This is a genomic window from Winogradskyella marincola, assembly GCF_029624125.1.
In the GTDB taxonomy this organism is placed as follows: Bacteria; Bacteroidota; Bacteroidia; order Flavobacteriales; family Flavobacteriaceae; genus Winogradskyella; species Winogradskyella marincola.
In genome coordinates, this window is sequence record NZ_JARSBN010000007.1 from 105,010 (window position 1) to 131,457 (window position 26,448).

General features: G+C 34.9%; 19 protein-coding genes. 6 read left to right on the forward strand and 13 right to left on the reverse strand.

The features are described 5' to 3' along the window. Positions 1 to 2: 2 nt before the first annotated feature. The gene (locus tag P7122_RS12865; RefSeq protein WP_278006212.1) at positions 3 to 1,373 is read right to left on the reverse strand and encodes an MFS transporter; all 1,371 of its coding nucleotides are present in this window, start codon (positions 1,371 to 1,373) and stop codon (positions 3 to 5) included. Positions 1,374 to 1,504: 131 nt separating this feature from the next. Beyond that, positions 1,505 to 2,551 (reverse strand): LacI family DNA-binding transcriptional regulator, encoded by a 1,047-nt coding sequence (locus tag P7122_RS12870; RefSeq protein ID WP_278006213.1) that lies wholly within the window; start codon positions 2,549 to 2,551, stop codon positions 1,505 to 1,507. Positions 2,552 to 2,825: 274 nt separating this feature from the next. Between P7122_RS12870 and P7122_RS12875 the strand changes: the two genes are divergently transcribed. From P7122_RS12875 to P7122_RS12890, 4 genes are all read left to right on the forward strand, one after another. Beyond that, positions 2,826 to 5,717: a SusC/RagA family TonB-linked outer membrane protein gene (locus tag P7122_RS12875; protein ID WP_278006214.1), complete on the forward strand. Its 2,892-nt coding sequence runs from the start codon at positions 2,826 to 2,828 to the stop codon at positions 5,715 to 5,717. Positions 5,718 to 5,721: 4 nt separating this feature from the next. Beyond that, positions 5,722 to 7,353, forward strand: coding sequence for a RagB/SusD family nutrient uptake outer membrane protein (locus tag P7122_RS12880; protein WP_278006215.1), 1,632 nt, complete (start codon positions 5,722 to 5,724; stop codon positions 7,351 to 7,353). A 21-nt stretch (positions 7,354 to 7,374) separates the two neighbouring features. Beyond that, positions 7,375 to 8,721, forward strand: coding sequence for a SusF/SusE family carbohydrate-binding protein (locus tag P7122_RS12885; RefSeq protein ID WP_278006216.1), 1,347 nt, complete (start codon positions 7,375 to 7,377; stop codon positions 8,719 to 8,721). Between the two features lie 65 nt (positions 8,722 to 8,786). Beyond that, positions 8,787 to 11,666, forward strand: a complete 2,880-nt coding sequence (locus tag P7122_RS12890; protein WP_278006217.1) for an alpha-amylase family glycosyl hydrolase — start codon at positions 8,787 to 8,789, stop codon at positions 11,664 to 11,666. Positions 11,667 to 11,747: 81 nt separating this feature from the next. Here P7122_RS12890 and P7122_RS12895 read toward each other — a convergent pair whose 3' ends face one another. Then, positions 11,748 to 13,397 (reverse strand): solute:sodium symporter family transporter, encoded by a 1,650-nt coding sequence (locus P7122_RS12895; RefSeq protein WP_278006218.1) that lies wholly within the window; start codon positions 13,395 to 13,397, stop codon positions 11,748 to 11,750. Between the two features lie 27 nt (positions 13,398 to 13,424). Beyond that, positions 13,425 to 14,423, reverse strand: a complete 999-nt coding sequence (locus tag P7122_RS12900; protein WP_278006219.1) for a GntR family transcriptional regulator — start codon at positions 14,421 to 14,423, stop codon at positions 13,425 to 13,427. 84 nt (positions 14,424 to 14,507) lie between these two features. On the opposite strand from P7122_RS12900, the gene P7122_RS12905 reads away from it, so the two are divergent. Together P7122_RS12905 and P7122_RS12910 are read left to right on the forward strand one after the other, a co-directional pair. Beyond that, a complete protein-coding gene (locus P7122_RS12905) occupies positions 14,508 to 15,680 on the forward strand; it encodes a glycoside hydrolase family 53 protein (protein WP_278006220.1) in 1,173 nt (390 codons plus the stop codon). After that, positions 15,673 to 18,111: a DUF4982 domain-containing protein gene (locus tag P7122_RS12910; RefSeq protein ID WP_278006221.1), complete on the forward strand. Its 2,439-nt coding sequence runs from the start codon at positions 15,673 to 15,675 to the stop codon at positions 18,109 to 18,111. Before P7122_RS12905 ends, P7122_RS12910 begins: the two co-directional genes overlap by 8 nt. Here P7122_RS12910 and P7122_RS12915 read toward each other — a convergent pair. The 9 genes from P7122_RS12915 to P7122_RS12955 form a co-directional block, all read right to left on the reverse strand. Next, positions 18,108 to 19,307 carry an MFS transporter gene (locus tag P7122_RS12915; protein ID WP_278006222.1) on the reverse strand — a complete coding sequence of 400 codons (1,200 nt, stop codon included), beginning with the start codon at positions 19,305 to 19,307 and terminating at the stop codon, positions 18,108 to 18,110. The genes P7122_RS12910 and P7122_RS12915 overlap by 4 nt on opposite strands. Positions 19,308 to 19,545: 238 nt before the next feature. Then, complete coding sequence (dgoD, locus tag P7122_RS12920; RefSeq protein ID WP_278006223.1) at positions 19,546 to 20,703, reverse strand: galactonate dehydratase; 1,158 nt, start codon at positions 20,701 to 20,703, stop codon at positions 19,546 to 19,548. After that, on the reverse strand, positions 20,691 to 21,329 hold the full coding sequence (locus tag P7122_RS12925) for a bifunctional 4-hydroxy-2-oxoglutarate aldolase/2-dehydro-3-deoxy-phosphogluconate aldolase (protein WP_278006224.1): 639 nt from the start codon (positions 21,327 to 21,329) through the stop codon (positions 20,691 to 20,693). The genes dgoD and P7122_RS12925 overlap by 13 nt, the downstream gene beginning before the upstream one ends. A gap of 1 nt (position 21,330) precedes the next feature. Next, positions 21,331 to 22,338, reverse strand: coding sequence for a sugar kinase (locus tag P7122_RS12930; protein WP_278006225.1), 1,008 nt, complete (start codon positions 22,336 to 22,338; stop codon positions 21,331 to 21,333). Beyond that, complete coding sequence (locus P7122_RS12935) at positions 22,335 to 23,063, reverse strand: FadR/GntR family transcriptional regulator (RefSeq protein ID WP_278006226.1); 729 nt, start codon at positions 23,061 to 23,063, stop codon at positions 22,335 to 22,337. The genes P7122_RS12930 and P7122_RS12935 overlap by 4 nt, the downstream gene beginning before the upstream one ends. A 173-nt stretch (positions 23,064 to 23,236) precedes the next feature. Then, positions 23,237 to 24,094, reverse strand: a complete 858-nt coding sequence (locus P7122_RS12940; RefSeq protein WP_437130093.1) for a DMT family transporter — start codon at positions 24,092 to 24,094, stop codon at positions 23,237 to 23,239. A 30-nt stretch (positions 24,095 to 24,124) separates the two neighbouring features. Then, positions 24,125 to 24,625 (reverse strand): LacI family DNA-binding transcriptional regulator, encoded by a 501-nt coding sequence (locus P7122_RS12945; protein ID WP_278006228.1) that lies wholly within the window; start codon positions 24,623 to 24,625, stop codon positions 24,125 to 24,127. Positions 24,626 to 24,653: 28 nt separating this feature from the next. Next, positions 24,654 to 25,319: a bifunctional 4-hydroxy-2-oxoglutarate aldolase/2-dehydro-3-deoxy-phosphogluconate aldolase gene (locus P7122_RS12950; RefSeq protein WP_278006229.1), complete on the reverse strand. Its 666-nt coding sequence runs from the start codon at positions 25,317 to 25,319 to the stop codon at positions 24,654 to 24,656. A 3-nt stretch (positions 25,320 to 25,322) separates the two neighbouring features. Further along, positions 25,323 to 26,369, reverse strand: a complete 1,047-nt coding sequence (locus P7122_RS12955) for a sugar kinase (protein ID WP_278006230.1) — start codon at positions 26,367 to 26,369, stop codon at positions 25,323 to 25,325. Positions 26,370 to 26,448 lie beyond the last annotated feature (79 nt).

Sequence of the window (26,448 nt, forward strand, 5' to 3'; positions counted from 1 at the left end):
ATTTAGTTTTCTGATTGATAAGAAATAGCACTTCTATTAGTTATAAGAAGATTACAAAGTCCCGCAATAACTAAACTAAGTCCAGCTACAGTCATTGCGTTAATAGCTTGCTCACCTAATAATCCTGACACAAAGTTGATTCCACCAAGTGCCGCAATAATTTGTGGGATTACAATGAACATATTAAATATTCCCATAAACATACCCATTCGTTTTGGATCCACTGAACTTGATAGCATTGCATAAGGCATTGAAAGAATACTTCCCCAAGCCAAACCTATGAGCAAAAAGCAGTATTTTAAACTCTCTGGCGAAGCGTAATTCATAAATAAGAATCCTGCTCCTCCCAAAAAGAGTGAAAACATATGCACATACTTTCTGTTAATGCGTCGTTTTGAAGTATACAACACCAATAACAACGCAAAAGCCATAGATGACAGTCCATAAACTCCCATTGCTGAACCCACAAGATTAGATGATTTTTGAAATGCAGTATTTGCTATATCGTAAGCTTCCTTATCTGCAGGTACACTCATATCGAAATTAGCTTCTACAGGTGCAGGCGTTTCAAATACGTGTTCTGTTAGTGCAGGATTTGCCAAACTCCACATTGTAAAAAAGGCAAACCAGCTAAAAAACTGGATAACACCTAATTTCTTCATCGTAATTGGCATATTACCTACATTATTGATAATATCTGAAACAAAACTGTTCTTCTCTTTTTTCTCTCTTTCAAAAGCCTCCATATCCTCTGGCGGATATTCTGTTGTGGTAAATACTGTGTAAAGAATACTTAGCAAGAAGACAAAAGCACCAATAGCAAATGCTACTTTAACAGAATCTGGAACAACTCCCAAATCTGCTGAATCACTTACACCCATCTTAGATACCAGCCAAGGTAAATTACTCGCTACCCAAGTACCAATACCAATAATTAAGGTTTGCACTACGAACCCGTAGGTTCTTTGCGACTCGTGCAACTTGTCTGCAACTAAGGCTCTGAATGGCTCCATAGATACATTGATAGAAGCATCAAGAATCCACAAAAACCCTGCAGCAACCCACAAGGCAGGCGAATAAGGCACAAAGAATAGGGCTATAGAACTTAAAATGGCTCCAATAAGAAAGTAAGGTCTACGACGACCAAAACGAGAGTGCCAGGTTCTATCACTCATATAACCAATAATAGGCTGTACAAGTAAGCCTGTTAAAGGTGCAGCAATCCACAATAGTGGAATCTCATCTTTACCTGCGCCTAGCGTTTGAAAGATACGTGACATAAAGCCACCTTGTAAAGCAAAACCAAATTGAATTCCTAGGAATCCGAAACTCATATTCCAGATTTCCCAAAAACCGAGAATGCGCTTTTTCATTAAATAGTATGTTTAATATTAATACTATTCTGATAAGCAGTGCTCATCAAAACTTATGTAAGAAGTGAAAATATAAGTCTTGATTTCGGGTGTAAAGATATAAAAGATTTTAGAACACCAATGTTAAATTATTATTTAGTGGATTCGCGCTCAATTAATTCTGTAGCTATTACAATAGTCTGAAACTCTTCTTCTTCAGTCTCTATTTTGTTTTCTAATTTATTAATTAACAAATCCGCAGCTCTTTCTCCCATCTGCTGTGCATGCTGACTTACAGTGGTTAAACTTGGTGTTGAATGCTTAGACAACACACCATCAGTAAAACCAATAACCTGTATGTCATTTGGAATATCGAACCCTAATTTTCTAGCTACTTTCATGGCTGATAAAGCATAAAGTTCATTAACTGCAAAAATGCCATCTATCTTTTCATTAGACTTAAATAACTGCTCTATCTCCTTTTCTAAGGCTTCTAAATTAGACTCATACTCAAGAGTGTCATCAATTTTTAAAATAAGCTCTGCTTTAGGCTGAATTTTATGACTCTCTAAGGCTTCAAGATAACCTTGAGTTCTAAGCTTACCAACACTTACATAATCTTTGGTAGTAATCAGCGCGATGGATTTACAATCATTTTTTATTAATTTTTCAACTGCATTTTTAGCTCCTTTCAAATCATCTACAATCACTTTATCGCAATTAATATCTGACACAACACGATCAAACATTACGATAGGCATACCTTGACTCATAGTTTCATTAAAATGATGAAAATCTTGCAGCTGTTGTGTTTCTTTAGATATAGAAAGAATAAAACCATCAATACTACCATTAGCAAGCATCTCCATGTTAATTACCTCTTTAGAAAAGGATTCATTAGAAAGTCCTACAATAACATTATACCCTCTTTTGTTTGCCACAAGCTCAACACCTCTAATTACTTTAGAAAAGAAATGATGAACGATCTCAGGAATTAAAATACCAATGGTATTTGTTTTACGGTTTTTTAAACTTAAAGCAATATTGTTTGGTCTGTAGTTATATAATTTTGCGAAAGCTTGTACTTTTTGCTTGGTATCTTCGCTAATTTCAGGACTATTTCTCAGGGCTTTTGAAACTGTAGAAATAGAGACATCTAATTCTCTTGCTATTTGCTTAAGGGTAATTTTTCGTTTCATATTTTCGGCTAAAAATCGAAGAGCGAATATAACCTTATTTTAACAAATTAAATTCTAAACTCCTTAATTTTAACGAGCTCTTATTGCGAATTCCTCATTTTTTCACTATTTTAATAGAAATGTTAATGATTATTAAAAAGTTTTTAACACGAAAACGTTTTCGTTTGTGTAGTACAATCTTTTTACAAAAAAATCACATCAATTTTACATAGATTTAACCCAAGAAGTGAAAATATAAATCAATTTAACTAAGCAATTAACTTAAAAACATTGTATGAAAACATTCCTAAATGCTTTACTGTTTTGTTTGATAATGGTACCTACCGCTTTATTAGCTCAGACAACCGTTTCCGGTACAGTAACAGATAAAGCAAACGCTATGCCTTTACCAGGTGTAAATGTACTGGTAAAAGGGACTTCCAGAGGTGCTTCTACTGATTTTGACGGTAAGTTCAGCATTGAAGTCAACCAAGGAGAAACCATCGTCGTTTCTTATGTTGGTTACAAAACAAAAGAAGTAACATTTAATGGTCAGTCTAGTTTTAATGTTGTCCTTGAAGAAGATGCAGCACAATTAGATGAAGTGGTACTTATTGGATATGGTTCTACCACCAAGCAAGATGCCACTGGAGCCGTAGAAAAAGTAGGTGACGAGGATTTTAACCGTGGTGCTATTGTAGCACCTCAACAACTTATAGCTGGTAAAGCCGCTGGTGTACGTATTACTACTGGTGGTGGTGCTGCTGGTGAAGGTGGTGAAATTAGAATTCGTGGTGGTGCATCTCTATCTGCTACAAATGATCCACTTATAGTTATTGACGGACTACCTATAGACCAACGTGGAGGTTCTCAAGGTAGTAGAAATGCTTTAAATGCTATTAACCCAGCAGATATCGAGGATTTTGTAGTTTTAAAAGACGCATCTGCAACTGCAATTTATGGTTCTCGTGCTTCTAATGGTGTTATACTAATTACCACCAAAAAAGGATCTGCAAATCAAGACCTTAAATTAGAATATGGTTTACAAGCTTCTACTAGACGCGTTGCTAACAAGGTAGATGTTTTATCTGCTGAGCAATATAGAGCTTTAGCTTCTGACCCAAATTTTGACAGTTCTACCTTAGGTAATGCCAGTACAGATTGGCAAGATGAAATCTACACAACTGGTGTAGGCGCAATACACAACCTTACAGCTTCTAAAGGTTACGAAAACTTCAACTTTAGAATTAACTTTAACCACGTATCTCAAGAAGGTCCATTAAATGACCTTTATGAAAGAACTGGTGTTAATACATCATTTGTTCATCGCTTTTTAGATAACGACTTAAAATTAACTTTAGTTGCTAAAGCAGTACAAGATGAATTTGATTATGCAAATGAAGGTGCTATTGGTGCTGCAATAGCTTTCGATCCTACACAACCTGTTTATGACGAAAACGGAAACTATACTCAACTAGGAACAAATCTTGCGACTCAAAACCCACTATTTGTTCAAAATGAATATGAAAGTCGTCAAACAATAAAACGTGTCATTTCTAACTTCAACATAGATTATAAGTTTTGGTTTTTGAAAGATTTACGCTTTAACTTAAATGCTGGTATAGATTATGCCGAAAACAATGGACACAGATTTGTAGAGGCTAACCCTAATAATCCAGATGCTGCTCAGACTAATGAAGTTTCTAGTGGATTAAACCGAAACACATCGTTAGATTTCTACTTAAACTATAAAAAGAACATAGAGTCTATAAACACTACAGTAGACGTTACAGCTGGTCATGCATTCCAAGAGTTTTACATCAGAAGTTTCTTTGACAGAACAACTAACACTAACATTGTTCAGACTGATATAAATAGAAATGCTTTAGAATCTTACTTTGCCAGAGCTAGTTTTGATATTGCAGATAAATACTTGATTTCTGCAAGTTACAGACGTGATGGTTCATCTAGATTTAGTGAAGATAATCGTTGGGGATCTTTCCCTGGAGTATCTGTTGGGTGGAAAATTATGAACGAAAGCTTTATGGAAAATTCATTCTTTTCTAATTTGAAGCTTAGAGCTGGTTGGGGAGTTACTGGTCAGCAAGAAATTGGTCCTAACTACGGTTACCAAGGTATTTATACACCTTCTAGAAACAATGCTGCCAACATTCAATTTGGTACTACACCAACAGGTGAGCCAATTTTTATAGAAACTTTGAGACCAGAAGCCTTTGACGAAGAATTAAAGTGGGAGGAAACAACACAATACAACCTTGCTGTAGACTTCGGTTTATTCAATAATAGATTAACAGGTACTATAGATGGTTACTACAGAGAAACTAAAGATTTATTATCTAGTGTTCCTGTACCTGCTGGTGCAAACCTTTCTGACCAATTAACTACAAACGTTGGTGAAATGACAAGTCGTGGTCTGGAAGTAAGCTTAAATGGAGTTATCGTTCAGAAAGAAAATTTTGGTTGGGACACTAACTTCAATGTAACGTTCCAAGAAAGAGAGATTACAAAACTTAATCTTTCTAATGATTCTGACTATTTCCTTCCTCAAGGAGGTATTTCTGGTGGTGTAGGTAACACTATTCAACTTTGGAAACCTGGATACGACCCAACAACATTCTTTGTTTTCCGTCAGGTATATGACAGTAACGGAAACCCTATAGAAGGTGCTTATGTGGATGTTAATGGTGATAACCAAATTACTGAAGCTGATAGACAAGCCTACAAAAAAGCAACACCAGATGCATTTATTGGTTTCACAAACAACTTTAGATATAAGAATTTAGACTTAAACTTTACGTTTAGAGGAAGTTTTGGCAACTACGTGTATAACAATAGCGCTTCTGACAGAGGTAACTTAAATGCTGTTGTTAACCAACCTGGTTATCAGGCAAACGCACATGCAAGCTACTTAGACACAGGCTTTGTAAATCAGAATTTGTTTTCAGATTTATACATTCAGCGTGCAGACTTCGTGAGATTAGATAACATTTCTTTAGGTTATACTATTCCTTTCTCAAAAATGACATTAAGAACGTCATTAACAGCTACAAATGTATTTGTAATTACTGAGTATGATGGTTTAGACCCTGAAATTAGCAATGGTATAGAAAACAATTTCTATCCAAGAACGAGAGATATTATTCTTGGCTTAAACTTTACATTCTAAGAAAATGAAAAATAAATATATAAACAACAAAGCTATGATGTTAAGAACAATTAAAAGCTTCTTATTGGTTTTTGCAGTTGTGCTATTTGCTCAATCTTGTGCTGACCGATTAGATTTACAGCCAGAAGACAATCGTCTTTCTGCTGATGCTGCCTTTGAAGATCCTGATGCATACAAGCAATTTTTAGCAAAAATTTATGCTGGAATTTCTTTGAGTGGTCAAGAAGGTCCTGCTGGTTTTCCTGATTTGGCTGGTCTAGACGAAGGATTTTCCAATTATTTGAGATTATACTGGAAAATGCAAGAGCTTACTACAGATGAAGCTATAATTGCATGGAATGATGGAACAATACACGATTTACACAATCAAGTATGGACATCTGGTAATGAATTTATAAGAACCATGTATAGCCGTTTATTATACCAAGTGGCTCTTTGTAATGAGTTTTTAAGACAAACTACAGATGGTAAGTTAGATGGTCGTGGAGTATCTTCAGATTTAAGAACTGAAATACAAACTTTCAGAGCTGAAGCAAGATTTATGAGAGCTCTTACGTATTGGCATGCTATGGATTTATATGCTAATCCGCCATTTATAACTGAGAACGATCCAATTGGTGCATTTTTACCACCACAAATTCAACGAGCAGATTTATTTAACTATGTTGAGTCTGAGTTACTAGACATCATGGATAACATGGCTGCGCCAAGAGCTAACGAATATGGTAGAGCAGATAGAGCTGCTGCTTGGATGTTATTAGCAAAAATGTATTTAAATGCTGAAGTTTATACAGGTACACCTAGATATGCAGATGTTATTACTTATACCAATAATATCATCGGAGCTGGATACACTATTCCAAGTATACCTTACTTTCACTCTTTCTTAGCTGATAATGATTCTAACGGTGCCGAAGAAGAAGTAATATTTACAATTCCTTTTGATGGTCTTAGAACACAAGCTTTTGGCGGTATGACATTTTTAACACATGCACCTGTAGGAGGCTCAATGGATCCTTCAGAGTTTGGTATTAATGGTGGATGGTTTGGTGTAAGAACAACACCAACATTTGTTGAGAAATTCCCAGGTGAAGAAAATTCTAACGACGGTAGAGAATTGTTCTACACAGATGGTCAAAACAAAGATATTTTAACTGTAGCAACATTTACAGATGGTTTCGCTATTGCAAAATATAGAAATGTTGATGTAAATGGAAATCCTGGTTCTGACACTACAGGAGACCACACAGATATCGACTTTCCAATGTTTAGATTGGCAGATGCTTATCTAATGTATGCCGAAGCTGTACTTAGAGGTGGTGGAGGTTCTATGGGTACTGCTGTTGATTATATCAATGAATTAAGAGTACGTGCTTACGGAGATACAAGTGGAAACATTTCTCAATCTGATCTTGACTTAGATTTCATATTAGATGAGCGTGCAAGAGAATTATACTGGGAAGCACACAGAAGAACAGATCTAATTAGATTTAATCAATTTTCAGACAACGGTGTATGGCAATGGAAAGGTGGAGTACAATCTGGTACTACTACAGACTCTTTTAGAGATGTAATGCCTTTACCTGCTACAGACCTAGGTATTAACACCAATTTAGAACAAAACACAGGATACTAATTAATTAACATTTCTATAATTATGAAAAAATTATCAATATTAGGCCTTTTCATCTTTGCCTTAATAAGTTTTAACAGTTGTGAAACTGAAGATGACGTAGTTTTCACAACACAAGAACCTGAAGGTTTTGTATTTACAAACTCTACTTCAGACAGTTATATTCTTTCCCAAGGAACATCTAGTAATCTAGGTGAAAGATTTACATGGGGAAATGCAGATTTTGGTACACCTACAAATGTTACTTACGAACTACAAAGCTCTATAAGTGGTGATTTTACAGATGCTAACACTGTTTCTTCAACAACATCAAACGAAATTGCTATGTCAATTGGAGATATGATGGCAATTGCAACAGAAGCTGGTCTAGACGCTGACCCAGATAGTCCTGCACCAAACACAGGTTCTTTCTCTGTAAGATTAAGAGCATTTCCTGGTGATGGAAATGGAGCAGATGCATTTTCTAACACTTTAGTATTAAATGTAGAATTACTAGAAAGTACTGGTTCTGGAGGTAGTGGTATAATGCCATCGTCTTGGGGAATCGTTGGTTCTGGATATAATGATTGGGGAAATGCAGGTGCTGATGGTGTTTTCTACACTACTGATCAGTCAGACGTGTACGTAGCTTATGCCACTTTGATTGATGGCGCTATTAAGTTTAGAGAAAATAATGCTTGGGACAATAACTTTGGTGACGATGGTGCTGATGGTTCTTTAGAAGCTGGTGGTGCTGACATTAACGTGACAGCTGGTATTTATAAAATAACTTTGGATATAGCTAATAGCTCTTACACTATGGAAGATTATTCTTGGGGTGTTGTAGGATCTGGTTATAATGATTGGGGTAGTGCAGGTCCAGACGCGAAATTCTACTACGATTACACTACTGACACATTTAAAGTTAGTGTAAGACTTGTAGATGGAGCTATTAAATTTAGAATGAATAACGATTGGGCAAGCGACTTTGGTGATGTTGGTGCTGACGGAACCCTAGATGCAGGTGGTGATGATATCCCTGTAACTGCTGGTCATTACAATATCACTTTAGACTTTAATAACAGCGTTTACACTCTAGAAGCTGGTGATGTTTGGGGCATAGTTGGTAGCGCTTACAATAACTGGGGAAGCGATGGTCCTGATTTTGCATTAACTCAAGTGCAACCAGATGTGTACGTAGGTGACATTGTAACTCTAATGGATGGAGCTATGAAGTTTAGACCAAACAATGACTGGTCAACTGATTATGGTGATGTTGGTGCTGACGGAACTCTAGATGCAGGTGGTGATGACATTACTGTAACAGCTGGTTTGTACCGTGTAAAAATGGATGTTGCTAATGGCACATACGAATTAAATAAAATTCAATAGTAAGTTTATTATTATAAACCCAAAAAGGGCTGATGAATGTCAGCCCTTTTTTTAAATAAAACCTTATGAAAAAGATTTACATGTTTACTTTACTTGCTGTATTTTCCCTAATAGGATATAGTCAAGTTACCATAACACCAAATCCGTTTGAGGTTGACGAATCTATTACGATTACATTAGACATTAATAGTAGTTCTAGTAATTGTAACGGATTTAGCAATCCATCTAAAGTATATATGCACTCAGGTGTTGGAGATAGTGATAATGCTTTTAATATTAGTGTTGTTGGAAATTGGGGACAAGATGATGGTGTTGGAGAAATGACAAATCAAGGTGGCGGAATTTACACTATTACGCTTACTCCAGAAACTTATTTTGGTCTTTCAGCTTCACAAGTTTCAAATGTGGTTCAAATGGGTATTGTTTTTAGAAACGAAGATGGCACTCAAGAATTAAAAGCTAACGGTTGTAGTGATTTTATATATGAAGTTGGTACTTTTCAAATGAGTTTATCTGCACCAAGTTCTAACACTTCGATTGTAAATTCTGGAGAAAGTCTGAACATTGAAGCCTCTAACATAGGTGGTCCAGCTACTTATACTTTATCTGCAAATGGAACAGTAATCGAGACCGTTAACTTTACTTCTAATTATTCTTATACAGACACAAATATTACTGAGAACAAAAATTATGAATTAACCGCATCACTAAACGGTACTACAATTACAAGGTCCTTTAGCGTGTTGGTTGATCCAGGTTCTAATATTGGTATAATGACGCAAGATTATGAAGATGGTATTAACTACTTAGATGACAATACTGCTGTATTAGTATTATACGCTACAGGTAAAGACTTTGTATACTTAGCAGGTAGTTTTAATAACTATCAACCAGATGCAACTTATGCAATGAAAAAAGACCCAACAAGAAACAACAAATTTTGGCTTCAACTAAACGGGTTAACTCCAGGACAAATAGAAACCTACCAATATTGGGTAGTTGACAAAACTCCTCTTCCAAACTCCCCTACTCTAGTTAAAACTGCAGATCCTTATTCTACACTAGTTCTTTCTCCTTGGGACGACCCTTATATACCAGAAGCATCTTACCCTAATATGCCTACGTATCCTGCTGGGCAGGAAAGAGAAGTTACTGTTTTACAAACAGGACAAACAGCTTATAACTGGCAAGTAACAGATTTTGAAAAACCAAAGAAAGAAGATCTAATTGTTTACGAACTATTAATAAGAGATTTTGATACCAACAGAAATTTTCAAGATGTAATAGACAAAATTGATTATTTCAAAGATTTAAATATTAACGCCATAGAGCTTATGCCAGTAATGGAATATGAAGGTAATGAAAGTTGGGGTTACAACACTTCATTTCATATGGCACTTGATAAATTCTACGGAACAAAAGAAAAATTTAAAGAGCTTGTAGATGTTTGTCATCAAAATGGTATTGCAGTAATACTAGACTTAGCTTTTAATCATGCTTTTGGTAGAAATCCAATGGTACGCATGTGGATGGAAGATCCTGATGGCGATGGTTGGGGAGAACCAAGTTCTGATAATCCTTACTTTAACCAAGTTGCGCTTCATACATACAGTGTTGGTAATGATTTTGATCACTCTAACCCACGAACTAAAGATTTTGTAAAACGTACATTAGAACATTGGATTCAAGAGTTTAAAATAGACGGAATCCGTTGGGATTTAACAAAAGGATTTACCCAAAACTGTTCTGCAAGTAACGAAGGTTGTACTAATGGATACCAGCAAGACAGAGTTGATGTACTAAAAGAATATGCTGACTACTCTTGGTCTTTAGATCCAGACCACTATGTAATTTTTGAGCATTTAGGTACTGATAATGAAGAAAAGGAATGGGCTAATTATCGTTTGGACGAAGGTAAAGGTATTATGATGTGGGGAATTATGACACATCAATACAATGAACTTACAATGGGACAGGATGGCGACAGAAACATTAATAGAATTGGCCATAACGCTCGTGCTGGTTATAACGGTCCTAGAGTAATGGGTTATCCGGAAAGTCACGATGAAGAACGTTTAATGTACAAAAACCTACAGTATGGAAATACCAGTAATAGTAGCCACAACGTTCAGGATTTGAATACTGCATTATCTCGTATGTCTGCTTTGGCTGCAGTTTCTATTATGGTTCCCGGACCAAAAATGATTTGGCATTTTGGAGAACTTGGTATGGAACAATCTATTTTTACATGTAACAACGGCACTGTTAACTCTCAAGACGATGCTATTGCTGGTGATTGTAAGCTAGATCTTAAGCCTCAACCGCAATGGGTTAATAACTGGCTAACAGATGCAGTAAGAGGACAAGTATATGAAGATTGGTCTAAGCTACATAAACTTAAGATAGAAGAACCTGTTTTTGAAGGCGACTACACAATGTCTTCTGGTAATTTTACTCCTAGAATAGATGTTTTTGACACCTCTATTCCTACTACAGAATTAAGAAATGTTATAATCTTAGCAAATTTTGATGTGAATACACAAACTGTTAACACCAATTTCCCAGCTGGTGTAACAACAACATGGTATGACTTAATGGACCCATCAGGTAGTACTACTGTTTCTAACTCTACGTTAACTATTTCAATTCCTGCTGGACAGTTTAGAATATTAGGAAACCAGCCATCTAACGCGCTAAGTATTGATGATGAAATATTATCGTTGTTTGCAATATATCCTAATCCTACACAATCGTCATTTAGCATAAATTCTAATATCTCTGATATTGAAATCTATGACTTAACAGGAAAAAAGGTAAAGTCTTTTGAAGGCTCTTTCACTAAAAATGACAGTTTTGATATTTCTAGTTTAAATACCGGAACATACATTGTAAGAGTTAAAGACAACAACAATAAAACTAAGACAACTAAGTTAGTCAAGCTCTAATTATTAAGTGTTTATTTGAGCAAAAAGGCTTCTCCTAGAGAAGCCTTTTTTATATCATTAATTGTAAGAGTTAAAGAAATTTTAAGCAAAATAAATGTAGATAGCTACAACTATTAATGCTATACCTATACTTACATGATTTACATACTTCCAAGGTGTAATATCTACCTGCTTAGTATATCTCATATTGTAAGGAGTTTTTAATGGTCTAAGCTTTCCTATAATAAGCATAACTATAATATTCAAAACAAAGAGTATAGCCATAATATCTAAAAAATGCGGATATGCTTTTGCCTCAACTAAAGCCAATGCTGACTCTGAAGTAATGTTACCATTTAACTTAGCTTCATTCAATGCTTTTTCAACAAAATAGGGTTTTAAGAAAAACTGACTCAAAATATAAAATACGCAACCCGTAACTAGTCCTATTTTAGCGGCAATAGCTGGCACATACTTAGTAAAATATCCTACAACGATGATAGTTAAGATAGGAATACTATAAATTCCATTGACTTCTTGAAGATAATCAAACAAACTACCTGCTTTCTCTATTAAAGGCGCTATAAACATGGCAAGTAAAGCGAGTACAATACCAAATATTTTACCATACATAACAACTTTTTTGTCGCTCGCTTCCTTATTGATGTGCTGTTTATATATATCCATTCCAAAGAGTGTAACAGAACTATTTAAAACACTATTAAACGAACTTAAAATGGCACCAAACAAAACAGCTGCAAAAAAACCAACCCAAGCTCCTGGTAATACTTTTTTCACCAACATAGGATAAGCATCATCTCCATTACCCAAATCTCCGTTAAAAACATGAAACGCTATTAATCCAGGTAAAACAACAATGAGTGGTCCCAATATTTTAATAAAAGACGCTAATAGAATACCTTTTTGACCTTCTTTCAAATTTTTTGCACCAAGTGCTCTCTGAATGATTTGCTGGTTAGTTCCCCAATAAAACAATTGCACCAACATCATTCCTGTAAATATGGTATAAAAAGGAACAGGATCTGTGCGACTACCCATGGATTTAAACTTATCTGGATGCTCTGTGGTTAATATAGATAGTCCGTTTAAAACATCTCCATCACCAACAAGCATTAAACCAAAAACAGGAATTAAAAGTCCTCCAATTAAAAGCCCAATAGCATTTATAGAATCCGAAACAGCTACAGCTTTTAATCCACCAAAAATAGCATAAACAGAACCGACCATACCTATTCCCCAAATACAAACTTTTAAAGCTGTAGATTTTGAAACACCTAATAGCTCTGGCACATCGAACATACCACTTAAGGCTATAGATCCAGAATATAAAATGATTGGCAATAGCACTACAACATAGCCTGTAAGAAACAGAGCAGACGTAATAGTCTTAGTGGATGTATCAAACCTATCTTGAAGAAATTGTGGTACGGTTGTAATACCTCCTTTTAGATACCTTGGCAATAAATATATCGCTGTTACAACCATTGCTATTGCTGCAAGTGTTTCCCAAACCATTACAGACAAACCGCTTTGGTAAGCAGACCCGTTAAGACCCACAATTTGTTCCGTGGAAAGATTGGTTAACAACAACGAACCTGCAATAACACCTGCTGTTAAACTTCGACCTCCTAAAAAATAACCATCTAAAGTAGATTCTTTCGTTGATCTCGTTTTTATATATGAAATAATCGCTACAATTAAGGTAAATGCTATAAACGCTAGTATTTGCATGGTCTTTTATGTGATTTTATTACTTACTTAAAGTGAATTTCTTATTAGAATATTATTAGGATTTTCTACGAGTACAAACTCTTCATTTAATATCATGGTTGATATTCGTTCTCCCATTTGTTTAAAATTTGTTGATATTGTTGTTATTCCTCCTTCAACTATTTCCTTTAAAAGTGAATCGTTATAAGCAATTATACCAACGTCTTTACCTATAACGAGAGTAGTCTCTTTTATTTTTTTTATCAATTCGATTAAACTTCTGTCGTCAAGTACAAAGTAAACATCCCCTTTTTTGGGTAAGATAGAATGTGTTCCTTCTACCTTACTACCTCTTATAATGTTGTCTGAAATAAATTTTTGAAATCCTGAGTAAATACTCTTAGGCTGATTAGATTTTGGATTTACAAAAACCAAAGTATCGTATTTATGCAATTTAATTTTCAAGCTCAAAAGACCTTCAAATACATTTTTTTCAAAATTTTGAAAAACACCAGCATAGTTTTTCAAGCTATCGTTAGTTTGATCTAGCAGATAGACTTTATCCTCTGGTAAATTTCTTAATGATTCAAATGTGTTTTCTAAACTTGCTGGCATAATAATGTAGTAGTTATAATTTCCTACATTATCATTAATGTGCTTCTCAAAAACATCTTGATTAAAATGATGAAAAAAGATATCAATCTTAACTCCTTCTCCCAAAGCCGAAACTATAGCATTGTATAAATCTTCTTTGAAGATATTCAACTCATCAAACAGCAGAAATACTTTCTTTACTACTGAAATATCCTCACTTTTTATGTAATATCCTTTGCCAGAAACAGCTTCAATAATACCACGCTTTTTAAGCTCACCAAAAGCCATAAAAACCGTATCTCTTGATAGCGAAAACCTATTACGAATACTATTTACAGACGGTAACTTATCTCCTTTTTTTAGGCGCCCATCTTGTAAACCAACCTCAACAGATTGAATAATCTGACGATATTTTGGTATACCAACTTTGCTATCTACATATATGATACTCACTTAACAAATATATGTAAAAACCGGTAGGTACTGGTAGGTGCTTGAAAAATATTTTATTAATTTAGCAGGAAATTGCTTTAAATTATGACAAATTCCAATTCTAAGATGTATTACATTACGACTATTTCAATATTTCTATCACTTCTATTGACAGTCAATTCGTGTTCAGATGATAGCTCTGGTAGTAATGATGGAGACGATGGCATTATAGAAACACCTATTTCGTTTTACTATGGCGCAGACCTTTCTTATGTTAACGAAATGGAAGATTGTGGTGCTACTTATAAAGATTCAAATGGTACAACAACTGATGTCTACCAAATTTTTAAGAATGAAGGTGCTAATTTGGTAAGAGTTCGTTTGTGGCATAATGCTGATTGGACTAACTATTCTGACTATAATGATGTTAAGGAAACGATACAACGCGCAAAATCTAAAGGTTTAAAAGTGCTTTTAGATTTTCATTATAGTGATACTTGGGCAGACCCTTCTAAACAAGAAATTCCGGCTGCTTGGGTTAGTGAAATCAACAATACTCCTGCATTAAGTCAGTTGCTTTACGATTACACATACAACACTTTAGACCAATTATCTAATGAAAATTTATTGCCAGATATTGTGCAAGTTGGTAATGAAATCAACGGAATGATTTTACAACAAGGCGAACTAGTTTGGCCTATTGACTGGGCAAGAAATTCGGCATTAATCAATAAAGGTATTCAGGCGGTTAGAGATATTTCAGCTGCTAAAAACAAGACCATAGAGGTTATGCTTCATATCGCACAACCAGAAAACGGACTTTGGTGGTTTGAGCAGGCTACTGCAAATGGAGTTACCGATTTTGATTGGATTGGTTTGTCGTATTACCCAATTTGGTCTGATTACGATTTAAACGAAGTACAAACACCACTTACTACTCTAATTAATACCTATAACAAGAAATTAATGATAGTAGAAACCGCATATCCTTTCACCTTAGATAATGCAGATAGTGCTAATAATATTTTAGGTTCTGATGCTCTAACAGGTGGCTATCCTGCTACGCAACAAGGGCAATTAGATTACCTTAATCAACTAAAACAAATTATTGAAAGCGCAGGTGGGCAAGGCCTTGTCTATTGGGAGCCAGCTTGGGTTTCTACAGGCTGTTCTACACTTTGGACACAAGGGTCGCATTGGGATAATGCCACACTTTTTGACCACGACAATAAAGCAACTCTTGGTATTAAATTTTACAATGCTTCACTAGATGAATAAAACTATATTTTCACTTCTTGGTTTATTTCTATTAACCTGTGGAGCATTTTTTTTAGAAGCGCAAACCAGAGAAGTCATCACGCTAAAAAAAGGTTGGAAATTCAACAAAGGACAACATCCTAATGCCACAAAAATAGACTTTAATGATGCCAAATGGGAAACTGTAACCGTTCCTCACGATTGGGCAATTTATGGTCCTTTTGACAAAGAAGTAGACAAGCAAACCGTTGCCATTACACAAAATGGCGAAAACATTGCCACAGAAAAAACGGGCAGAACTGGCGCTTTACCATACATCGGAGAAGCTTGGTACAGAAATACATTTTCACTTGAAAATTTTGACGGCTCTAAAAAGGTATTATTACTTTTTGAAGGTGCAATGAGCGAACCAGAAATCTTTTTAAATGGCAAAAAAGTTGGCGAATGGAAATATGGTTACAGCTACTTTTATTTTGATGTTTCAAAATACATTAATGATACTTCTGAAAACACATTAGCCGTAAAACTTACTAATGTTGGCAAATCATCAAGGTGGTATCCTGGCGCTGGTTTATACAGAAATGTAAGGCTCATTGTAAAAGACAAAGAAAGTTTTGAGCAATGGTCAACCTTCATCACTACGCCATCAATTACTGAAAATGAAGCTAAAGTGAATATCAAGACTAAAGCTTCTGGAACGGACTTAAAATTAGTAACCAAAATTTTTGATGTTAATGGAAACGAGATTTCTTCCCAAGAAACCTCAACCGTTATTAATGATGAATTTGAACAGAATATAAAAGTCAACCAACCACGACTTTGGAGTCCTGAAACACCTCACTTATACACGGCAGTTTTAAAGCTTTACAAAGGCAACGTTCTTAAAGACGAAATAGCGCAACGCTTTGGTATTAGAACCATAGATTACAGTCCAAAAACTGGTTTTAGTCTTAATGGTGAAACCCGAAAATTTAAAGGTGTTTGTTTACATCACGATTTAGGTCCGATTGGTACTGCAGTGAATATGTCTGCCTTGAGACGTCAACTCAAAATCTTAAAAGATATGGGATGTAATGCCATTAGAAGCGCACACAATATGCCTTCTTTTGAGCAATTAGAACTTTGTGACGAAATGGGATTTCTATTTTTAGCTGAAAGTTTTGACGAATGGAAAAAACCAAAAGTTGAAAATGGTTACAATCGTTTTTTTGATGAATATGCCGAAAAGGATGTTGTAAATCTGGTAAGAGCCACTAGAAATCATCCAAGTATCGTCATGTGGAGTTCTGGCAACGAAGTACCAGACCAATGGGGAAGCGAAGGTGTAAAACGTGCTAAATGGTTGCAAGATATTTTCCACAGAGAAGACCCAACACGACCTGTAACGGTTGGTATGGACCAAGTAAAAGCAGTTATGGAATCTGGCTTTGGCGCTATTATGGATGTTCCTGGTTTAAATTATCGCGTGCATCTTTACGAAGAAGCTTACGAGCGTTTTCCGCAAGGCTTTCTTTTAGGTTCCGAGACAGCTTCAACTGTGAGTTCTCGTGGTATTTATAAGTTTCCTGTAGAGATTGCCAGTATGAAAACTTATCCAGATTTTCAGTCCTCGTCTTACGATTTGGAATATTGCAGCTGGTCTAATCTTCCTGATGATGATTTTGTTTTACAAGATGATAAGCCTTGGGTTATTGGCGAATTTGTTTGGACTGGTTTCGATTATTTAGGCGAACCTACACCTTACGATGAAGCTTGGCCTTCTCGTAGTTCGTATTTTGGGATAAATGATTTGGCTGGTTTACCAAAGGACCGTTATTATTTGTACCGAAGCCGTTGGAACACAACCGATGAAACGCTCCATATGTTACCACATTGGAATTGGAAAGGTCGCGAAGGCGAAACCACACCTGTTTTTGTATATACAAGTTATGATAGTGCAGAACTGTTCTTAAACGGAAAAAGTTTAGGTATTCAAAAGAAAAATAATGATTCTAAGCAAAATCGTTATCGTTTAATGTGGATGGATGTAAAATACGAGCCAGGTACATTAAAAGTCGTTGCACTTGATGAAAACGGTAATCCAGCAGCAGAAAAAGAAATTAAAACCGCAGGCAAACCTTATCAACTTGTTCTTGATTCCGACGTAAAAACTATAAAAGCTAATGGCGAAGATTTGGCTTTTGTAACGGTTTCTGTTGTTGATAAAAATGGTATTCCTTGCCCAACAGCAACCAATCAACTTAACTTTAAAGTTAAAGGCAATGGAACTTACAGAGCTGCTTGTAATGGCGACGCCACATCATTAGAACTATTTCACTTACCAACTATGAAATTATTCAGTGGTAAATTGGTGGTATTAGTTCAATCTACCGAAGACGCAGGCGATATAGAATTAACCGTTACTGGCAAAGGCTTGAAAAAAGGGAAACTAAAATTGAAATCCGTTAACTAAGAACAGTAGGCTATTTTGTTTTTCTTTCTAATCTTCTGTTTTCTGTAGATTAGAATTGCCAAGGCTACCGTAGCACCAGAAAAGGCTAAACAAGCACCAACTAACGACGACGTAGAAACACTGTAACCATAAGCAATTGGTAATCCTGCTAAGTAAGCACCAAGAGCATTTCCCATATTAAATGCGCTTTGGTTCATAGAAGACCCAAGCATTTCTGAACCTTTGGCAGAGTTGATAATTGCCATTTGTATTGGTGTAGAAATTGTGAACGCTATCATACCTACTATGAAGGTAAAAATCATCGCAACAACAACATTTGATATCATAAAAGAATTACAAACCAAGATAATAGTCATAGACAGCAAACTAATACCAACTGCTCTTAAGGGCGAAAAGATTTCAGCTAGTTTAGCACCGATAAAGTTTCCACAAAACATACCCAATCCAGCTAAAATCATTGCTATACTAATGGCATTTTCAGATAGACTTACCGTTTCTGTCAATAAAGGAGCTATGTAGCTATACCAAGCAAAAAACCCACCTGTACCAACAGTTGTAAGCGCTATTAATGCCCAAAGTTCTAAATTTTTAAGTCCTTTTTCTTCTGAAGTTGCAGGTCGTTTTACATCTTTTTCAAACTGTGGCATCCAATAAAAAACACTTGCTAAAGCCAAAATGCCGACAACTCCTACCATTAAAAAAGATACACTCCAATCGTATTGATTTCCTAAGTATGTTCCTAAAGGCACACCAATAACATTGGCTATGGTTAATCCAGAAAACATCACTGCAATTGCTTGTGCAGATTTCCCTTCTTTTGCCAACTTACCTGCTACTACGGCACCAATACCAAAAAAAGCACCATGAGGCAATCCTGAAAGAAAACGTGCCACTAACATAAATCCATAACTTGAAGAAAAAGCAGATATGGTATTGAAAATGGTAAACCAAACCATTAATAACAATAACATTCTATGAGGCGCAATTTTTCTACTAAGGCTTGTTAATAAAGGCGCACCCACTACGACACCCAATGCATAAGCTGAAATGAAATGACCTGCCTCAGGAATGGTAATGCTTAAAGCATTGGCTACATTGGGTAAAATACCCATAATAACAAATTCCGTTAAGCCAATACCAAACCCACCAACAGCTAAAGCTAACAAAGCTTTTTTGTTAGAATTTTTCTCTTTCATAGCAATTATTTATAACTAGCAATTTGAGAGCAAAATTCTGAAAAATTGATAGATTTTAATAGCACTAACTTATCTTATATCTATACTATATTAACACTGTTAAAATTATATTAAAATAATTAAAGTTAATATAGTATAGATTTTAAACATAAAAATCAATCAAGTTGTTGTTGTTTCAAGCAATTGTAAGACGTTAAATTATCTTGATTTACGATCAATGAAAGTTTTGATTACAACTCTACCATTCAGCAAAGTTTCCATCTTCATTTCTCCAAATAGGGTTTTTCCAATCGTGACCAATTTTTTGACCTTCTTTTAGTTTTTCTTCATCAATCTCAACTCCTAATCCTGGTTTCGTTAATAAATCTAAGTATCCATTTTTCACATCAAAAACTTCAGGATTTTTAACATAATCTAATAAATCGAAACCTTGGTTATAGTGAATACCCAAACTACTTTCTTGAATAATAGCATTTGGTGAAGAAAAATCTAAATGCAAAGCAGATGCAAGAGATATTGGCCCTAAAGGACAATGAGGTGCAATTGCTATATCATACGCTTCTGCCATTGTAGCAATTCTTTTGACTTCTGAGATTCCGCCTGCATGGCTTAAATCTGGCTGAATAATATCTACAACACCTTGATGTAATACGTCTTTAAAATCCCATCGAGACAGCATTCTCTCGCCTGTTGCTATTGGTATACTTGTATAAGAGTAAATATGCTTGAGAGCATCATTATTTTCACTTAAAACAGGCTCTTCAATAAACATTGGATCATAAGGCGCTAACTCATCTATTAACTTTTTTACCATTGGCTTGTGTACTCTTCCATGAAAATCTAAGCCTATATCTATTTCGTTACCAAACTCCTCTCTTAACAGCTTAATATTTCGGGCAACGCTTTTTATATCTTTTATGGTAGATACCCAAGGCATTTGACCTGTAGCATTCATTTTTACTGCTCTATAACCTTGAGCTATTTTTTCATGAGCTTGCTCTAAAACCACATCAGGATTATCGCCTCCAATCCAACAGTACATCTTCATTTTTTGCCTTACCGCACCTCCTAAAAGCTCATATACAGGAACATTTAAATACTTTCCTTTTATGTCCCACAATGCTTGATCGATACCAGAAATAGCACTCATAAGTATGGTACCTCCTCTGTAAAATCCACCTCTGTAAAGTACTTGCCATATATCTTCGATATGGTTTGCCGTTCTACCAATTAGATAAGGTTCTAACTCTCTAACACAAGCCGCAACAGAATCTGCTTTTCCTTCTACAACAGGCTCACCCCAACCAACAATTCCACCTTTAGTAGTTACTTTAACAAATAACCATCTTGGTGGCACTTTAAATAATTCTAATTTGACAATTTCTAATTGATCCATTTAGACTCGTTTTTAATTTTCACAAATTGTTCTGCATTTGCCTTTACTCCATCAAACGCTTTAGATTTTGTTAAAGCACTTCCTAAACCGAAACCAGATACACCAGCTAAAATCCATTCTTCTGCATTAGAAAGGTCTATTCCGCCTACCGCAAAAAAAGCCACATCATCTAAAGGTGATTTTACTGATTTAAAATAACTTATACCCAAATTGCCTGCTGGAAACAGTTTTACAATATCCGCTCCACAAGCAACTGCAGTACAAATTTCTGTTGGTGTTATGGCTCCCATTGCTACTGGCACATTGTATTTCTTTGCAACAGCTAACACCTCTGTATTTGTGTTTGGTGTAACCAAAAATTGAGCACCAGACGTTATAGCTTTTTCAGCGATATCAGAATTTATTACAGTGCCAGCTCCTATGAGTACATCTTGAGATGCATATTGTTTTTTTGCCTGCTGTATATGATGTAAAAAACCAGGTGTATTAGAAGTTATCTCTATCACTTTTATACCTCCTTGTACCAAATTTTCAATTATTTCTGGTACTTTTTCCTGTTCTTTTGTTCTTACAATTGCTATTAATCTTTCTTGTTTTATAATAGCAGCGATCTCTTCTCTTTTCATCTTATCTTAAAACGTGTCCACTTGTATTACCTTCCATTATGGATAATATTTCTTCTTCTTTACTAGTATGCTGATCTCCTAAAACTGTATGCTTTAATGCAAATGCTGCCGTAGCAAAATCAATTACTTTTTTATCATTCCAACCTTTATTATAACCGTGTAATACAGCTGCAGCAAAGGCATCTCCAGTACCAAATCTATCTGCTATAGAGACCTCAATGGTTTCAGAAAGATTATAAATAGAATTTGAAAGAAATACACCTGAAAGCTTATTGTTACTTGCCGAAATATGATCTCTAATTGTAAAAGCAATTTTATTGATCTTGAACTTTTCTGAAGCAATTTTCATAGAATTGAGTGTTTTTTCTAGTCTAGTATTACCTTCAGGAAGTATATCATACACATCTTCTAATACATTTGCATTACCAAACAAGAGATCTGTGTTAACAAGTATTTTGTCAAAGATTTTTCTTGCATCAGAAGGCTGTTTCCAAAGCGATCTTCTGTAATTCATATCAAAAGCGACCTTAACATCCATTTTTTGTGCAATTTCTGCAACCTTTATAGTCTCTTTTGCACATTGTGATGATAGTACTGGTGTTATTCCTGATAAGAAAATCCACTTTTTACCTTCAAGAATATCTTCCCAGTTAAACTCATTTTCCTTAATCATACTTAAGGCAGAATCTTTGCGGTCATAAATTACCTGAGATGGCCTAATAGACTTTCCTTGTTCTATAAAATAAGTTCCTATTCTGTCTCCTCCTCTTACTATTTTATTGGTATTGATATGGAATGATCTTAACGAACTAACAGCTGCGTCTCCTAATGGATTTTTAGGAAGTTTTGTAACGTAGTTAACATCATTGCCAAGCACACCTAGCGAGCTTGCAACATTAGATTCTGAACCTGCGTAGTTAACACTAAAGGTATTACTCGAACTTATTTTTGTTGTATGCTTCTCTGGTGTTAACCTAAGCATAATTTCTCCAAAGGTTATGAAGCTCATTTTTTCTGTAGTGATTTAGTATAGTTATTTTGAGTTTCTAAAATATGATTGTACATCGCTGTACTTGCCATTTGACTATCTTGATTTATTATGGCTTCAAGTATGTTTCTATGATGATTAAGCATAATCTCTTTCTTCTTTTGCAGTTCCCCTTCTTGTGGTTTTGCGTAAACACCTGTTTTAAATTTTGGCATTAAATTAAAAATAGGATCTAGCAGTAGATTAAGCACCTGATTATCTACAATAGAAAGGATAGTTTTATGAAAATCATTATCTAACTCCGCTTCTTTCTTAGTGTCATTAATATTACACTTAGAGGTCATTTCAATATTATTTACCAGCATTTCTATTTGTTCATCTGTTCTATTAATCGCTGCCTGACTTGCCAAAGCTGGCTCTAAAATCAATCTTGTGTTTATAGTTTGTTGAATAACATTTTGATCTGAAGAAAGCTCAAAAAACAAGTTTAATGTCTCAGAGGCATTTTTTATGCTCATTTCTGAAACATAAACTCCACTTCCTCTTTTTACCTGAACAATACCACGAGCACTCATCTTCTTTATGGCTTCGCGTACAGCAGTTCTACTTACTTTAAACAAGTCGCAAAGCTCATTCTCTGTTGGTAATTTACTTCCTGGAAGATAATTCCCATTTCTTATGGCTTCCGTTAACTCATACTCAATCATTTGAGTAAGTGACTTTTTTATTCCTAAAGGTGCAAACATAAAAATCTAATTCATACGATGTAATACATCATACAAATTTATTTATTTGTTTTGTAAACACAAAATATCGTATCACAATTAATGCTTAACCATGAATAACTCATAGGTGAAAAACCTTGAGTCCATCCTAATTGTATAAATCTTTGAAGTAATTAAAAGCTTTATTAAAAAGATTAGCTTTTTTGAGAGGAAGAGCTTGTAGATGTACTTTTATAAAACAAATTCAAACACAAACCGGTAATTATGATGAGCATTCCTAGAAGTGTATACAAACTATATGCTTCGTTAAGCCAAAGTAGTCCTATAACGGTTGTAAATATAACCTCAAGGTATTTAAAAGGTGTTATAACATTGGTCTCTCCTATTTGCATTGCCTTTGTCATATAAAGCTGAGCAAAATAACCAAACACTCCCAAACTCAACAAGGCTAACCACTCGTAACCAATAGGTGTTATCCAATTACGTAGTGTTAGTAATCCACCAATAATTGTAGAAATGAACATAAAGTAATTAACAACAACCACAGGATGGTCCTTGTCTCCTATTCTTCTTATTGTAATATAAACTAAACCAGCAAACACTGCTGAAATGAGAGCATACAATAAACCTTCGATTTGAAGATTTTTATCAAATCCTTTCAAAACCAAAACTCCCGAAAAAGCTAACGCTAAAAAAAGCCATTGTATTGGTTTAATGTTTTCTTTTAGCAGAAAAACCGCAAAAATTGAAGCAAAAATTGGAGCAATATATCTAATTGATACTGCTGTACCCATTGTAATATACCTAAGCGACAAAAAGAATAAAAGCATAGAGGTAAGACCAAAAACGCTTCTAAGTATCAATAGCGTTTTTTTATTACCATAAATAGGAACCTTCTTCTTTAATAAATAAGGAAACGTAAAAACTAGAGATCCTAAAGCTCTAAAAAAAACAATCTGATAAACACTAAACTGCCCTAAAGATTTTACAAAAACATTTAGCAAAGTAAATGCTATGGCACTTATTATCATGTAAAAAATTGCCTTCTTCATAAACATGCAGGCCTTATTTATAAAAATAAGTTAGCAATCTAGCTTTAAAAATTTACTAAAACCAGAAGAAGACAATTCTTTTATTTCTTTATCAGTATTAAATTGGTTAACTCCCAATTGTATAAGTGGAGTATTTTTTAGTCTTAAATCACTATTTTCTTTTGATGTGTCTGATATTAGAAAAACACCATCAATAGAACCATCATTAAGACTATTAATACATTTGTACTGCTTTTTTTCATTATGAAATGTTTGAAATAAAATAACTCTATAGCCTTTTATTTCAGCAATTTCCTGCAAATGATAAAGCATTTTACTATAATGATTTAAAGTAACTTCGGGAATTACAACAGCTACAGACTTTGTTTTTATACCTCTTAACGCTAACGCAAATTTATTAGGTACATAATTAAACTTTTTAGCCAATGACTTTATATATTCTGTAGCATCTGGACTAATATCTTGCTTTCCATTAAGCGCTTTAGACACTGTAGAAACAGAGTAACCTGAAAGCTCAGAAAGCTCCTTCATTGTAATTCTCGAAGTCTTCAATATCTTACTATTTTAATTCTTTAATTATAGAAATTGCATTTTTAGTATCAGATTCAATCTTTGCTAAATCGTAATTACCATCAGCATTTTTAGCTATTAATTTTGAACCCATACCAACACACGTTACACCTGCTTTAAACCATCCTTCCAGATTCTCTTTTGTAGGCGAAACACCTCCTGTTGGCATTATGCTAGTCCATGGTTGAGGACCTTTTATTGCCTTAACAAAATCCGGTCCGTAGATACCACCTGGAAATAATTTTACAATTTCGCAACCCAGTTCTTCTGCTCTACAGATTTCTGTTAAAGAACCACATCCTGGAGACCACATTACTTTTCTTCTATTACAAACAATAGCAATATCTTCTCTTAGCACAGGTGTAACTATAAAGTTAGCGCCAAGAGCCATAAAACGAGAAGCTGAAGCTGCATCTGTAACAGAGCCAACTCCCATAATCATACCTGGTAATTCTTTAAGAACATACTTATTTAACTCACCAAAAACTTCGTGAGCAAAATCTCCTCTGGCTGTAAACTCAAGTAATCTTGCACCACCATCATAAACGGCTTTAACTACTTTTTTACTAACCTCTATATCTCCATTATAAAACAAAGGCACTAAACCTGTTTGTTTCATAACTTCTGCTACTTCTAATCTCGAAAAATTTGCCATAACTTATCTTGCTACACGTCCAGAAGCATCACCTCCCATTAATTTTTCTACTTCAGAAACCGTTACTAAGTTAGCATCACCTTTAATAGTGTGCTTTAAACATGAAGCAGCAACAGCAAAGTCTAATGCATTTTGATCATCTTCAGGGTATTTTAATAATCCGTAGATTAATCCACCCATAAATGAATCTCCACCACCTACTCTATCAACGATATCAGTAATTTGGTACTGACGTGTTTCATACATTTTTTCTCCATCGTATAATACACCAGCCCAAGTGTTATGAGAAGCAGAAATTGATCCTCTTAAAGTTGTAATTACTTTTTTAGCTTTAGGGAACTTAGCCATCATTTGCTTACACACCGATAAGAAAGCTTCAGCTTTAACATCATGTCCATGCTTGTGTACATCTAAACCTTCAGGATGGATACCAAAATGCTTCTCTGCGTCTTCCTCGTTTCCTAAAACGATATCACAATACGATGTTAATTCAGTCATTATTTTTTCTCTGTGTGCATCATCACAATACGTCCAAAGTTTTGCTCTATAGTTAAGATCTGTAGAAATAGTAACACCCATTTCACTCGCCACTTTTACCGCTTCTAAACATGCATCTGCTGCACCTTGAGAAATAGCTGGTGTAATACCTGTCCAGTGGAACCATGCCACATCTTCAAACACAGATTTCCAATCTACCATACCTGGCTTAATCTCTGAAATAGCAGAATGCGCTCTGTCATACACTACTTTACTACCTCTACTTACAGCTCCTGTTTCTAGGAAATAAATTCCTAAACGGTCACCACCATATATAATTTTATCTACACCTACACCTCTTTTACGCATTTCCATCATAGCACATTCACCAATATCGTTTTTTGGTAAACGCGTTACAAAATCTACTGGAACACCATAGTTAGCTAAAGAAACTGCTACGTTAGACTCACCACCTCCATATACTACATCAAAGCTAGATGCTTGAGAAAATCTTAAAAATCCTTGAGGTGCTAATCTTAGCATTATTTCCCCAAAAGTGACTACTTTTTTCATTTGAAAATTGTTTAATTAGTTATTTGCTTAAACGTTTAACCAAACATTTTAAAAATAAATCAAAACGTATCTGGTTTTG

Bases quoted from the DNA above. Each gene is read 5' to 3' on its own strand.
- P7122_RS12865 (WP_278006212.1), bottom strand. From the start codon at position 1,373: ATGAAAAAGCGCATTCTCGGTTTTTGGGAAATCTGGAATATGAGTTTC.
- P7122_RS12880 (WP_278006215.1), top strand. From the start codon at position 5,722: ATGAAAAATAAATATATAAACAACAAAGCTATGATGTTAAGAACAATT.
- P7122_RS12870 (WP_278006213.1), bottom strand. From the start codon at position 2,551: ATGAAACGAAAAATTACCCTTAAGCAAATAGCAAGAGAATTAGATGTC.
- P7122_RS12890 (WP_278006217.1), top strand. From the start codon at position 8,787: ATGAAAAAGATTTACATGTTTACTTTACTTGCTGTATTTTCCCTAATA.
- P7122_RS12875 (WP_278006214.1), top strand. From the start codon at position 2,826: ATGAAAACATTCCTAAATGCTTTACTGTTTTGTTTGATAATGGTACCT.
- P7122_RS12905 (WP_278006220.1), top strand. From the start codon at position 14,508: ATGACAAATTCCAATTCTAAGATGTATTACATTACGACTATTTCAATA.
- P7122_RS12895 (WP_278006218.1), bottom strand. From the start codon at position 13,397: ATGCAAATACTAGCGTTTATAGCATTTACCTTAATTGTAGCGATTATT.
- P7122_RS12925 (WP_278006224.1), bottom strand. From the start codon at position 21,329: ATGAAAAGAGAAGAGATCGCTGCTATTATAAAACAAGAAAGATTAATA.
- P7122_RS12945 (WP_278006228.1), bottom strand. From the start codon at position 24,625: ATGAAGGAGCTTTCTGAGCTTTCAGGTTACTCTGTTTCTACAGTGTCT.
- P7122_RS12885 (WP_278006216.1), top strand. From the start codon at position 7,375: ATGAAAAAATTATCAATATTAGGCCTTTTCATCTTTGCCTTAATAAGT.
- P7122_RS12950 (WP_278006229.1), bottom strand. From the start codon at position 25,319: ATGGCAAATTTTTCGAGATTAGAAGTAGCAGAAGTTATGAAACAAACA.
- P7122_RS12955 (WP_278006230.1), bottom strand. From the start codon at position 26,369: ATGAAAAAAGTAGTCACTTTTGGGGAAATAATGCTAAGATTAGCACCT.
- P7122_RS12910 (WP_278006221.1), top strand. From the start codon at position 15,673: ATGAATAAAACTATATTTTCACTTCTTGGTTTATTTCTATTAACCTGT.
- P7122_RS12940 (WP_437130093.1), bottom strand. From the start codon at position 24,094: ATGAAGAAGGCAATTTTTTACATGATAATAAGTGCCATAGCATTTACT.
- P7122_RS12930 (WP_278006225.1), bottom strand. From the start codon at position 22,338: ATGAGCTTCATAACCTTTGGAGAAATTATGCTTAGGTTAACACCAGAG.
- dgoD (WP_278006223.1), bottom strand. From the start codon at position 20,703: ATGGATCAATTAGAAATTGTCAAATTAGAATTATTTAAAGTGCCACCA.
- P7122_RS12935 (WP_278006226.1), bottom strand. From the start codon at position 23,063: ATGTTTGCACCTTTAGGAATAAAAAAGTCACTTACTCAAATGATTGAG.
- P7122_RS12915 (WP_278006222.1), bottom strand. From the start codon at position 19,307: ATGAAAGAGAAAAATTCTAACAAAAAAGCTTTGTTAGCTTTAGCTGTT.